Below are 13078 nucleotides of genomic sequence, written 5' to 3' on the forward strand. Positions count from 1 at the left end.
ACAACATGTTTTTTATCCCGCTTTATTGTTTTCCTAATCTACGTATTTTCCCAGGTGCTTCCCCCCCCGCTCCTCGGGGCTTTGGTTCTGATTGAAACATTGAGGCATCAGCCAATGGAGCGCTTCTGATCATCTCTTGATAGAGTGCTTCTATTTCCATCCATAATTTTTCATTTGCTTCTTTTAATGTATAGTTCGGACAAGCAGATGTAATCACCTTTCTAGTTTGCGGACATAGTGGGGCGGTATTTGATGCCATTGCTACGCTTTCTATGCTTCTCCAGCTTGATTCCTCGATTGAGTAACCACTTGGAACTAATACGAGGGGATTATATAACGGTTCAAGCATTACAGGGCATTTACTGATAAGTGATTCTATTTTTCGGTACCTATCTTGATAATCCGCATTAGCTTCTAAGCTTTGAGATATAAAAATATGCCATGATTGTCTAAGCTTAAGTTCGCACTCTTTTAGTCCTTTCTTTTCAGCATAGGCGCGTGCACTTTCATAATCCGCACCGTTGCTAAAGAGGCTCTCTATAATATTAACATGCCCATATTTTGAGGCAATATATAAAGGGGTTCTACCTTCTGCATCTTGATGGTTAATGTCTGCTCCATGCTCAATGAGTGCCTTAACAACCTCAAGGTGTCCGTTTCCTGCAGCGGTAAATAGTGGGGTTGCGCCATCAGTCCTAGCCTGATTGATTTCAGCACCTGCAGTAAGAAGTGCCTTAACAGCCTCATGGTGTCCTTCTTCTGCAACTGTATAGAGTGGGGTTTCGCCAGTATCTGTTCTGGCCTGATTAACATCAATACCAGGAGCCGCAATAAGCACCTTAACAACCTCATGGAATCCTTCTTCTGCAGCGGTATAGAGTGGGGTTTCGCCAGTTTCTGTAGTCGATGGATTAATCACAACACCGGGACTTGCAATCAGCGCCGCCACAATATCATCGTGCCCTTGTTGTGCAGCAATAAAAAGTGCAGTTACGCCATAAGCTGTGGCCTGATTAACCTCAATGCCCTCTTTCTGTAAAAGTGTCTTAACAACCTCTAGGCATCCCTGTCGTGCTGCGACCATGAGTGGGGTTTCGCCCTCAAAGCCCGCCCGATTAATTTCAGCACCTGCAGTATAAAGTGCATTAACAACATCAATGCTTCCCTGTATTGCAGCGCCAAGCAGCGGGGCCGAGCCAGGATTATCCGGATTAACCTCAATGCCCTCACTCTGTAAAAGTGCATTAACAACATCAATGTGGGCACTTTGTGCTGCGAGATAGAGTGGGGTTAGGCCATCATTCGTAGCCTGATTAACATCGGCACCTTTAGTAATAAGTGCATTAACAAGCTCAAGGTGTCCATTTTGTGCCGCGATGTGGAGTGGGGCTCTTCCATATTTCGTAGCCTGCTCAACAGAGGCACCTGCAGTAAGAAGTGCATTAACAACATCTAGGTGTCCATTTATTGCTGCGGTAAGGAGTGGGGTTAGTGGGGTTGCGCCATTATTCATAGCCTGATTGACAGCGGCATCTGCAGTAAGAAGTGCATTAACAACCTCAAGGTGTCCTTGGCTTGCAGCGATAAGGAGTGGGGTTGAGCCATCATCCCTAGCCTGATGAACAATGGCATCTGCAGCAAGAAGTGTCTTAACAACCTCAAGGTGTCCTTGTCCTGCAGCGATAAAGAGTGGGGCTCTGCCATCATTCATAGCCTGATTAACATCGGCACCTTTAGTAATAAGTGCATTAACAACATCAATGTGGCCATTTTGTGCAGCGATAAATAAACCATTCATTATAATTTCCAGCTATATTATTGATTATGAAAAACTTTACCACAACCGCTGCTATTTTGCAAATAATACAACATCAATGCTGTAGTGAGCCACAGGATCAACATACTCCCAACAATAAATATCTTTCATAGCCGCTTATAAGACCAATCATTGCAATATAGGTGCTTAAATTAGGATCATTAGGCCTAAGAAAGTTACTTCAATCAACAAAACATAAACAGACAATTAAATACTATATTACTATAGATAACCTAGATGCTACTCGTGTGCAAACCCTCTCAGGACAACATGTTTTTTATCCCGCTTTATTGTTTTCCTAATCTACGTATTTTCCCAGGTGCTTCCCCCCCCGCTCCTCGGGGCTTTGGTTCTGATTGAAACATTGAGGCATCAGCCAATGGAGCGCTTCTGATCATCTCTTGATAGAGTGCTTCTATTTCCATCCATAATTTTTCATTTGCTTCTTTTAATGTATAGTTCGGACAAGCAGATGTAATCACCTTTCTAGTTTGCGGACATAGTGGGGCGGTATTTGATGCCATTGCTACGCTTTCTATGCTTCTCCAGCTTGATTCCTCGATTGAGTAACCACTTGGAACTAATACGAGGGGATTATATAACGGTTCAAGCATTACAGGGCATTTACTGATAAGTGATTCTATTTTTCGGTACCTATCTTGATAATCCGCATTAGCTTCTAAGCTTTGAGATATAAAAATATGCCATGATTGTCTAAGCTTAAGTTCGCACTCTTTTAGTCCTTTCTTTTCAGCATAGGCGCGCGCACTTTCATAATCTATACCTATGCTAAAAAAATACTCCATAATGTCTGTATGCTCCATTTTTGCAGCTAACAAGAGTGGGGTTTCGCCCTCATTATTTGATTGATTAAGGTCAGCACTAACCTCAATTAATGCAGTTACAACCTCAAGATGCCCATATCCCGCTGCAACCAGGAGCGGGGTTAGGCCCTGAGTATCAATTTGGTTTACATCAGCTTCAGCTTCAATTAATGTACTCACAGCTTCTAGCTTTCCATTTGCAGCTGCTATACAAAGTGCTGTAGTACCATTGCTTGATTGGTTAACATGAGCTCCAGCTTCGATTAATGCATGAACAACCTCTTGGTGTCCTCCTTTTGCTGCTGTACAGAGTGGAAGCCAAGCACGATTATCATCTAATGGGTTAACCTCAGCTCCAGCTTTAATTAATGTGCTCACAGCTTCTAGCTTTCCATTTATTGCTGCCAGAGAGAGTGGGCTCAAACCATCCTTATTTGGTTTATTGACATCAGCCCCTGCCTCAATTGATGCACCCACAGCTTCTATATTTCCAGCTACTACTGCAGCATACAGGTCACTATTTAGGTCATCATTTAAGGTATTCATAACTGTCTCTTGTTTTACATTACTCTCTTTATAGCCACTTATTAAAGGAAAACAGATTTTCATTATTAAACAAGGCGTAATTTAATGTTTGATTAAAAACCCTCTAGAGGTGATAACTCAAAATAATAGCACAGATCGCATGCTAGTGGCTGCAGAAATAGCGAAGATGTCTATCAATGTTATAGGAATATAATCATGGACCGTCTGTGCTCATGTATAGAAGCGACATGGAGTAGGTAAGGCCATCATTCGTCTGGTGGACTAGTGATGAGAAAACTTCAAAACATACTTTCTCATATCATAACTATTCCACTCGAAATCTTAGATCACAGAGAATAACTAAGCGGTATACCTTATGATGGCGTACTATATTTTGCGTGTCGTGAGCATCTAACACTTTTCCATAATGCTTAACGCCATCGACCCTAGAGCTAACACTTGAACACCTCTATCCAGTTTGCTATTAACCTGTTTTTCTATATAGTCAATGCATATATATGGAGTAAAAAAATGAAAAACAGCGCTATGTTGCTAAAGAGCGAATCTGAAAACCCTGGATTTATTGCTGGTTTAGAATATGAGGAATTAACTAACTGGGCAGAATCTGGTGCTTTTAGCGCTTTAACGCCCGAAGAGTTTTCAACTATCGTAATCGCATCACCATGGACGATTAGCTATTTAGCAGATGCTACAGAAGCTGGTCACCCTGAGGCATTAAACCAACTGGTAGCATCAAATGCTTTTAGTGGTATTACACCCGAGGACTTTGCCAGAATCGCAAATGAATCATTCACTACGATTATCAATTTAACGTATGCTGCAGTCAAGGGTCACCCTGAGGCATTAAACCAACTTGCAGCATCAAATGCTTTTAGCAGTATTACACCGGAGGCCTTTGCCAGTATCGCAAGTGAATCATTCCATACAATTAACTATTTAACGTATGCTGCAGTCAAGGGTCACCCTGAGGCATTAAACCAACTTGCAGCATCAAATGCTTTTAGCAGCATTACACCCGAAGACTTTGCCGGTATCGCAAGTGATTCACTATTTACGATTCACCATTTAGCAGATGCTGCAGTCGAGGGTCACCCTGAGGCATTAAACCAACTTACAGCATCAGGTGCTTTTAGCAGTATTACACCTGAGGCCTTTGCCAGTATCGCAAGTGAATCAGAAGATACGATTAGCTCTTTAACGCGTGCTGCGCGCAAGGGGCACTCTGAGGCACTCGAAAAACTCATGCAAACAGGGGCAATCACACTTTCAAGCACCCGTATCAATTGGCTGGATATCTTCAGAGAATCATTGAAAAGTGATACCGGCAAAGGGCTAGCACTTCTAAATGCAGCTTACCATCAAGGCTACAGCGTTGGGGAGGTATGTGATAATCTTGATATTCTTAAGTTTGTAGGAATAGAAAAAACAATCAAAATAGCCAACTATCGACGACAAATGCATTGGACTACTCCCGCATTAAACCCTGTAGTTGCAGAAGATGACCTTCGTAACATTCATCTGTCCATAATTCCAAGTCAATTACTGCTGGCAAAAGTACTGTTGGGGCGTTCTATCCCTAATGAAATAGCGATGAAAGTTGCACAAATGTGCCGCTTCCAGGAGAAGGCTACCTTAGACACTCCCACCTTTACACAATACTTCCAAGAAACGCTTCCCCTCCATCATATCGCCCACTCAATTGAAGTTGTCGCAGCAGGTGTGGTACAGCAATTATACTTTTCTATTCCTTACATAAAGTACAAAGCAGTAACCCAGTATCGAAAAAAATTATTTACCGCACTAAAAGCATTCTTACGCGGCATCAATGCATTAGATAGTAAGACAGACAACTTAACCATTAAAGGGGGTATAACAAGTAGTTCTACCCCAGTATCTCGTAGTAATGCAGTCTCCTATATACATAAAAAACTGATAGTTCAAGATATCGCAGATATTAACCTTTCCTTACTTTGGAAATTATTGGGAAGTTACTTATTTAATGCTTATACACTGACAGACACAAAGCTACTTGATGTGGATGCTAGGTATATTTTCCCGGACTATTCTGAGTTAAAGCATAGCTCAGCCGCAGGGGATATTATTAAGTGCTGGGCGTTTAATGTCAATCAATCTAACTCCTGCATCATTTCTGAGAAAACCCATTTACTTCAATTAGCACTCACGAACCATACGCATAGTGCTAAGGCATTCAATAGCGCGCTAATAGAAAGCCCTGAAGAATCCATGCAATTCATGGAGTGTGATATGACACAACAAGGCCTTCGTGAGTTTGTTGGAAAAATGTCCTTGACGAGAAAATAGGAACCACTACTCGTCAAAGGACTAACAATGGTGTAACCTCAAATCATATTTTCACAGACGATCACCAAGCCACTTATAAATTGTGATATGAGCAAGTATACTGAGTGATATATTTTATGTTGAGGTACTACACACTTTGTGTAACGCGAGCATCTAGCCCTTTTTCACAATGCTTAACGCAATTGACCTCACAGTTTTTTTAGTGGTTAGCTATTTAAAAAACCAAGATGGCATACAGCAAAAAGCCTCCTAGTATGAGATGTAGGATTTTCCTTATTACTTGGTTGGCATTGATTATTTAGTTCGATAGCTCTGTATATTATTATAATGCACTAAAGCATACATTATCTTGATTCATATATGGGTATGGTGTGCTGGTAGCACTTTTTATATATCTACTGACAGTTACGCTTGGGGTTATCTCACTCTATTTAATAGTTATTCTTATTCCTTTTTTTTTTCTATCAAATGCTCGTATGGGTGTCTTGTGTGGGTTAGTGACATTGATCTTAACTTTTTGGCCTAAGACGTTATTAGATGGAAATGAAGATTTTTATATTCAAGAACGGTATGGTGACCGGGTACTGGCAAAAACAAGATCAAATGTAATGGTATCTGGTGTCCTTCCAGGGCGAGAAAAATATTGTTGGGTGAATCTTGATTTCCATATTAAAAACCAAAAAAAAGGTAGGTATCACTGGTTGTATGGTATTGACTATGATGTTGATTTTGAGCATAAGGAGTGTGTAGCGTGCTCCTTGAGTATAGCAGATAGATATCAAAGGTGGGTGAGTGGCTATATTACTAAGTTGGATTATGATCATGCTGATTTAATCACTACATTATTATTTTCAGAAAGCTCGGGAACGCTATGGTACTTCTGGGGTGTGTCATATTTACTCAGTCTACATCAAGTGCATGTAAAGTATATATTTTGGGTGACACGCAAAAATACCTATTGGGCTTTACAGAGTTTGGTAATTGTAATTGGTGGATTATATTACGTATTATCGGGGTATAGCGGGAGTATTCGTCGGGTATTATTTATTTATATATTACCATTAATATTTAGTTGTTTGGGTCGATCGATTAACTCCATAAGCACTTTTTTGTTAGCCACTGCCGTTGAGGTTGCGCTGGATCCATTTTGGGTAAGACGTCTTGGTTTTTGGCTAACGAGTGCTATGGCGCTTTTATCGATGCAGACGTTTAAGCACAAAGGGTTTAGAGGGATAGTTGTCAGATCAACGGTAGCCACAACAATACTCAGTTTATTTAATTACAAGACGCATATATTGAGTTTGGTTATGAGTTTTTTATTATGGCCGATATTTAGACATATCATTTATCCTATGCTCACTCTTGGGTTAATGTTGCTCGCTTTTTTACCAAAGGTTTCATTATTTTTATGGGGTAAAGCATTATCAGTGTTGCTCATTATAGAGCAGTTCATGGACTATTGTGCCCAATACCCAATTCAAGTACTGGTTCCTATCAGTAAGATCCATACAGTCATATATGCATTGTGGGTAATGATTGATTGGCGAGTATTTGCGCTTCAGTTATTATGGTTGATCCCGCAAACAACGGATATAAGTCCTGGTGAGGTAGAAGTTCAGGTGCTAAATGCAGGGCATGGGCTATGTGTTTTTCTAAGAACCAAGCATTATACAATGTTATATGATGCAGGGTCCATGCGTAAAGATTTTATATCTAAAACCTTACAGCCATTTTTGCATAAGGAAAAAGTCAGCAAGTTTGATGCGATTGTTTACAGCCATGCAGATTTAGACCATTACTCAGCAAGTGATTTTTTAAAGCTACATTATCCGGTTGAAACGGTGTGGGTTTCGGAGCCACTGTATTTACGCAAACAGCAGTTGTGCAGGGAGGGGGGAGCATGGGAATGGGATGGTGTTCGATTTTCTTTTTTGCATCCAGATAACCAATCATTATACAAAGGGAATAAAGCATCCTGTGTATTATATGTTGAATCAAATCATCAGAGCGCTCTATTTCCTGGGGATATTGATAAAAAAATAGAGCACGAGATTTTAAAAAGATATCCAAGCTTGGAGACTTCACTGTTAGTTGCTGGACATCATGGATCCGCTACTAGCTCATCGATTGAGTGGGTGGAGCAGTTAAAACCATTGTATGTAGTTGTTAGTGGCTATAAGTCTCAAGTAAAAGCACCAGCTTTACTGGGTTTGAATAAGCTGAAATATCCTCCTTTTAAATTATTTTTGAGATGAGATCTTACAGCTTAATATTTCTTTAACTTGACGATATGTGCGTTCAGTATGGTATATTCCTAACAAAATAAATAGGAAACAAGTATGAAATTTAGAAGTTTATTATTATTGGGTGTAGTTTCTCAACTAGCTTTAGCATCAACTGTTGAAATAAGTGCTGGTTTAGCACAAACAAGTCAAGCAAGAAATGCAGTAAAGCTAGGTGTAAGTCTAGTTAATGATACCTCTGAATCAGCACAGGTATACGGATCATTAAGTACATATTTAGATACATCGGAGACACACGAAGCGACTGATGTTATCGAAGCTTCTGTTGGTGGATTGTTTAACTCTGCTTCTGAGAGCTATAAGTATAAGTTAGGTGTTGCAGCTACCAGTGTTCAGTCTAACAATCTAAACAATAGGTATGATTACAATGAAGGTTGCTATGATTGCAGATATTCACCATCAGCAAGATATGCATTAGGATTCCAGTTGGGTGCACGATATGAGTTTGACTCAGCTACCCACTTAGATCTAGATTGTATACTAACACATTCGGATGAAGATGTGTTTGCTTCATTATCACTGGGTTTTGTAAAAAGTATGAGTGAGTCATGCTAGTTATTTAACGCTAATCATTAAAGCCTCCTTATGGGGGCTTTTTTTATATGGCTACGGTTGCTTTAATGGTGGGGTGATGTTGATAATTGTGAAGCTGAACATGCTCATAGGTATAATGATCGATTGATGCTGCATGATTCAGGCTTAAAGTAGGCGGTTGATAAGGATTACGAGTAAGTTGCTCTTCTACTGCATGAAGATGATTTTCATAAATATGGCAGTCGGTACCAGACCATACGAACTCTCCTGGCTTGAGGTCACACTGAGCAGCAATCATATAGACGAGTAGACTGTAGGAAGCAATATTAAAGGGTACACCTAAGAAAAGATCAGCAGAACGTTGGAATAGTTTACAGTTCAGCTTTTGGTCATTGGTTACATAGAACTGAAAAAGAAGGTGGCAGGGGGGGAGTGCCATTTCATCGATTGCACCTACGTTCCATGCATTGATGATATGTCGGCGTGAGTATGGATTGTTTTTGAGGTTCTCAATGAGGTTGGCAATTTGATCAATATGCTTACCATCTGAGGTTGGCCACTTACGCCATTGATGACCGTATACAGGACCTAGATTACCGTTAGCATCTGCCCATTCATCCCATATTCTGACTCCATGTTGTTTCAGGTATTTGATGTTGGTATTACCTGATAAAAGCCAGATAAGCTCGTGCACTACTGCAGGCCAATAAATCCTCTTGGTTGTGAGTGCTGGGAAGTCCTGAGAGATATCAGCACGCATTTCTCTGCTGAATGTGGATATTGTTCCTACACCTGTACGGTTTGAACGCATCGATCCATTAGACAGGACGTCTTTGAGTAGATCTAGGTATTGTGACTCAAATGATTGCATGGTATTTACTCAAGCTACTTAGTTACTATGGCACAATATGTGTTTAGAGTCGATAAAAAAATGGCGCATCCGTACGCCATTTTTTGGGTTATATAATACTATCTAGGGCTAAAGGCCAGCGGCTGGACTGGTAGAAGGAGCACTGGTAAAGCCCCCTAGCATTTTAATTGCTGGATGACTTTTGGTTCCTATAATCTTACATACAGCGTTTCTATAAGCTTCTTCCTTGCATTCAGCGTAGCACTCCTCTAGACCTTTTTTAATTTCAGCTCTAAGGAGTTTGAGACATTCAGCTTTGAGGTGTTCTTCAAACTCTGGTGAATGCATAGCTTTAAATTTGTGGCTGTCTTCCACTATTTCGTCTAACTGATCATTAGTTGGGTTATTCGTAAAGAGGCTGACAGCTTTATCACTAACTGAGGCTATGCAGTTAGCCTTGATATCAGGACTAAGGCCATTTTCAATTATGCTTGAATACCTTTGGCAACTTTTAACTAATTGAGTAAGCTGATCTTTAGTGCATTCTTGTGCTAATACCGTGGAGTATAACCAGCGACTGTTTGTTGCTGCTGCTGCAATAGATCTGACTGCAGTAGCATCATCATAGCCAGCTATTTGATAAACGGAGTTTTCACTAAATTTAGTTTCATTACCAAAACCTAGGTCGTCTAAGTCCTGACTCGGATTACTTGCGCTATCAAATGCTGAAAGAGCGTCTGCTGTTAGGGGTGTAACACTTGGGAATGTTTCTGCTTTACACCAGTTATCGAGATCATCTTTGTAGGCATCACCCCAAAGTGTTGTTACAATCTTGTGTATATCAAATGTCGATGGGGTAGTTAGAGACTCACTAGGCTCAGCTGTACTCATACGATCAAGTGCATCCAAGACAATCTGATGGTCTTTGTAGCTAATAACGTTAGCTTTAAATTGAGCTTTAGTGACATCGCCGGAAAATTCGTCCTCGGGAAGCGTGTATTCTTCTATTTTCACAGCTGATCGGTTGCTAATATCTGCAGTTTCATTGATGACTCTTTGGTAAAAGTTACATTGTGCGTAATGTAGTAGATGCATTGCTGGGGTAAAAGCCCATCGCCCTGGGTTCCAAGGACTTTCAACATCATTAAATGCCTTTGTTAGATCTTGTGCTGATATGTCAGTTAACTCATTAAAGTCTAGCCCTAGCACATCAGTAGTGATAGCATATGGTTGGTCACTGTTTGCAACCATATCTATGAAATCACGAGAGGCTTTGCTAATACACTCGTAAGCATTTTGATTTCTATCAAATAATGCACGATCAAAGGGGAGTTCATTCTTGAACTTAAAACCGATAGCTGCATCCCAGTAAAACTTATTTAATTTTAATGGTTTTTCGAAAGCGATATTATAACTATCTTGGCTAATTGCAATGGGTCCTGGATTTGCGCCGTCTGTTTTAACTATATCAACTACTTGAGGAGCTTCTTCTTTCGCGAGTTTAAGTGCTGAGTCAGCTTTCCGTCCACTTTGTAATCCATCGGTCACAGCTTTTTGGATCTCCTCTAGTAAATGAGAATGCTCAGGGTCAACTGGTGCAAGTGTTTTTGGAAGCACTTTACTTTTTGTGGTGCTGATTTTTTTCTCTAGGCGTCTAATCTCTTTTCTGTTTTTTGATATTTTAACAGCGTAAACAATCATTTGAGTTATTGATAAAACAATTAGCATGCAGAGAGCTGCTAAAATGGCTGTAAGAGGTGTAATTGCTGAAATAAGCGTGCCAATCCCTGCTGTGGCACGCGCTATGTAGTTTAGTATTATATTCATTTTTTTCTCCGGTTAAATAGTTTGACTATGGGTTTCGAGAGCGGGAGCACCTTGTCCTTGGGTTGAGCTAGTACGAGGAGTTGGCGCTACAGAATCAGTGGTTAAACCTAAACCAAAAGAGAGTTCAGAGCCAATTTCAGAACCAATTTCAGAACCAAAATTTGATTGAGTAAAGCCACTCTGTTGTAATTTTTTAATGTAGCTCTTAACTCTTAATTTATATTTCGAATATTTTGCTAGCAATAAACTTTGTCCTTCTGTTTTTGCAAATACTTCGTTCCTTAGGTTTTCAATTGTACTTGTTTGCGTAGATATTATAGTCTTTAGTCTTAATACTTCCTCAGACCTCACCACTGTTACTGGTGTTGCTGGCATGCTATCAGCTCGAGCCCTAGTAGGAGTAGCTGGTTGGTCGCTAGCTTCTGTAGTCGCTCCAGCAGATTCTTGGAGAGTAGCAATCTGCATTTTAGCTTCTACTAACTCTTTTGATAGTTTAAGGATGCGCTCGTCTCTTAGCTGAGAGAACGCTTGTCTCTGTGCTAAGGTGTGCGCTGCAACCCTTGGGTTTGCGTAAGCTGCTTGCAATTCTTCTACATTTCTTTTGTCACTGAGCTGTTCGGCTATTAAGTGTTTCAAGACGCAAGCTGGCGTTGTTGCCGCCTCAGGGATTGTTGTTGCAAGCGCTTCAGCTTCTTTATCGAGCACCGCCTTGAGTTCTTCTTCTGATAGAGGCTCCACCTTGACTCTTTGTGCGTCAAGCTGCTCTTTTAAACTGTAGTTTTCTTCATATGCCTTTAGCTCAGCCTCATAGCTAGTAGGTTGTTGCAATGACAGATACTTATTCTGTGCTGTTTCTTTAAGTAATACAAGTGTGCGATAGGGCTTTTCAGCACTTTTTGGGTGCTTCGCTATATCTGTTTCTAGCGTCTCTATTTCTGCTTCCAAACGTCTAATCTCTGAGCTTAACTTGCCTTTTATTTCACCAGGCATGACTGGATGCGCTGGGGGTTTTGGGGCTCCACCAGTAACATCTGCTGCCCCAGAGCCTCTAGTATCTTTTGCCTCAGCGCCTAGAATATCTTTTTCCTTAAGTCTTTTTGCTTCAGCCTCGAACCACGTTTGTCCTGCCGACTCAGCCATTACCAGAGTTCCTGTTCCCTTCTGCTTTTTAAGACGGGTATTTCGAGCACGTAACATATTATTTTTTACATGAAGCACATCCTTCATCTGTGACTTAGTCGCGTCTGGCATACTAAGATATTTACGCATCTCTTCATCGGAGTACTGAGTAAAAGGTTTTCTTACTTCAGCGCTGCTCATTTTGGAACCATTTCCACCCATAATTATTCTCTCTGTTTTATTACTCAATTTGAATTAAACATTAAGACAATATTAATGTCAATGAGCGGCTTAATGTTAAATTAACTTTTCATTAAAATATAGGTTCTTAGTTTGTCTATTGATGAGCTAGATTATTAGGATTCATAGTTTATGGGGCTGATTTGTGAATAAAAAATGCTTTGTTTTTATCAGTAGGGTTGAGTTTTTTTTGAAAGGTATTAGATTCTTTACAACAAAAAAATCTGACAAGATAGTTAGACTGTTTATAAAAACGATTATGTAGAGAGAAAGGAGAACAAAAATATGTTGGTTTTAAGTCAAATATTTGCACTGTTTTTAACAGTGGTAGGGTTAGGCATGATCATCAATGCCAAGCTATTTGTGGATGCGTTTAACGAGATTAAGTCTAATCCAGGGTTGCGTCTTATTACGGGGTTGATGCCAATATTGCTGGGCTCTGTAGTTATTGCTATGCATTCAGTATGGGTAATGGCATGGCCAGTGCTAGTAACATTAATTGGTTATACACTATTTATTCTTGGGTCATTGCGTTATCTATTTTGGAAGCAGTGGGTCAATATGATGGCGCGTGTTTTATCTAAGTCTGTCGTTCGCTCTATGGGTGTTGTGGCTCTTGCCATAGGGCTTGTCTTGGGTTACTATAGTATATATATGATATTGTTGATTTAGTTGGTTTCAATTATGACGCTATCTT

The 13078-nt window shown here is 40.2% G+C and carries 9 protein-coding genes; 4 read left to right on the forward strand and 5 right to left on the reverse strand.

Annotation, left to right across the window (positions count from 1 at the left end; all coding sequences use genetic code 11):
• Positions 1–22: 22 nt before the first annotated feature.
• A complete protein-coding gene (locus tag MMH89_RS01715; protein WP_258568654.1) occupies positions 23–1798 on the reverse strand; it encodes an ankyrin repeat domain-containing RING finger protein in 1776 nt (591 codons plus the stop codon).
• A gap of 305 nt (positions 1799–2103) precedes the next feature.
• Positions 2104–3186: an ankyrin repeat domain-containing RING finger protein gene (locus MMH89_RS01720; protein WP_258568655.1), complete on the reverse strand. Its 1083-nt coding sequence runs from the start codon at positions 3184–3186 to the stop codon at positions 2104–2106.
• A gap of 510 nt (positions 3187–3696) precedes the next feature.
• Here MMH89_RS01720 and MMH89_RS01725 point away from each other — a divergent pair.
• From MMH89_RS01725 to MMH89_RS01735, 3 genes are all read left to right on the forward strand, one after another.
• Positions 3697–5508, forward strand: coding sequence for an ankyrin repeat domain-containing protein (locus tag MMH89_RS01725; protein ID WP_258568656.1), 1812 nt, complete (start codon positions 3697–3699; stop codon positions 5506–5508).
• A gap of 371 nt (positions 5509–5879) precedes the next feature.
• Positions 5880–7763 carry a ComEC/Rec2 family competence protein gene (locus tag MMH89_RS01730; RefSeq protein WP_258568657.1) on the forward strand — a complete coding sequence of 628 codons (1884 nt, stop codon included), beginning with the start codon at positions 5880–5882 and terminating at the stop codon, positions 7761–7763.
• A gap of 84 nt (positions 7764–7847) precedes the next feature.
• Positions 7848–8366, forward strand: coding sequence for a hypothetical protein (locus MMH89_RS01735; RefSeq protein ID WP_258568658.1), 519 nt, complete (start codon positions 7848–7850; stop codon positions 8364–8366).
• Positions 8367–8409: 43 nt separating this feature from the next.
• Here the strand turns inward: MMH89_RS01735 and MMH89_RS01740 are convergent, their stop codons facing one another.
• From MMH89_RS01740 to MMH89_RS01750, 3 genes are all read right to left on the reverse strand, one after another.
• The gene (locus MMH89_RS01740) at positions 8410–9216 is read right to left on the reverse strand and encodes a thymidylate synthase (RefSeq protein WP_258568659.1); all 807 of its coding nucleotides are present in this window, start codon (positions 9214–9216) and stop codon (positions 8410–8412) included.
• A gap of 108 nt (positions 9217–9324) precedes the next feature.
• A complete protein-coding gene (locus MMH89_RS01745; protein ID WP_258568660.1) occupies positions 9325–11022 on the reverse strand; it encodes a hypothetical protein in 1698 nt (565 codons plus the stop codon).
• Between the two features lie 12 nt (positions 11023–11034).
• Positions 11035–12363, reverse strand: a complete 1329-nt coding sequence (locus MMH89_RS01750; RefSeq protein ID WP_258568661.1) for a coiled-coil domain-containing protein — start codon at positions 12361–12363, stop codon at positions 11035–11037.
• A gap of 303 nt (positions 12364–12666) precedes the next feature.
• Here MMH89_RS01750 and MMH89_RS01755 point away from each other — a divergent pair, with 303 nt between their 5' ends.
• Complete coding sequence (locus MMH89_RS01755; protein ID WP_258568662.1) at positions 12667–13053, forward strand: hypothetical protein; 387 nt, start codon at positions 12667–12669, stop codon at positions 13051–13053.
• The last annotated feature ends 25 nt before the right edge of the window (positions 13054–13078 follow it).

The sequence above is a fragment of the Candidatus Comchoanobacter bicostacola genome, assembly GCF_024172705.1.
In the GTDB taxonomy this organism is placed as follows: Bacteria; Pseudomonadota; Gammaproteobacteria; order Comchoanobacterales; family Comchoanobacteraceae; genus Comchoanobacter; species Comchoanobacter bicostacola.

What these genes read in the sequence shown, in the direction of transcription:
- MMH89_RS01735 (WP_258568658.1), top strand. Translation starts at nt 7,848, where the DNA reads ATGAAATTTAGAAGTTTATTATTATTGGGTGTAGTTTCTCAACTAGCT.
- MMH89_RS01715 (WP_258568654.1), bottom strand. Translation starts at nt 1,798, where the DNA reads ATGAATGGTTTATTTATCGCTGCACAAAATGGCCACATTGATGTTGTT.
- MMH89_RS01740 (WP_258568659.1), bottom strand. Translation starts at nt 9,216, where the DNA reads ATGCAATCATTTGAGTCACAATACCTAGATCTACTCAAAGACGTCCTG.
- MMH89_RS01750 (WP_258568661.1), bottom strand. Translation starts at nt 12,363, where the DNA reads ATGGGTGGAAATGGTTCCAAAATGAGCAGCGCTGAAGTAAGAAAACCT.
- MMH89_RS01745 (WP_258568660.1), bottom strand. Translation starts at nt 11,022, where the DNA reads ATGAATATAATACTAAACTACATAGCGCGTGCCACAGCAGGGATTGGC.
- MMH89_RS01720 (WP_258568655.1), bottom strand. Translation starts at nt 3,186, where the DNA reads ATGAATACCTTAAATGATGACCTAAATAGTGACCTGTATGCTGCAGTA.
- MMH89_RS01725 (WP_258568656.1), top strand. Translation starts at nt 3,697, where the DNA reads ATGAAAAACAGCGCTATGTTGCTAAAGAGCGAATCTGAAAACCCTGGA.
- MMH89_RS01755 (WP_258568662.1), top strand. Translation starts at nt 12,667, where the DNA reads ATGTTGGTTTTAAGTCAAATATTTGCACTGTTTTTAACAGTGGTAGGG.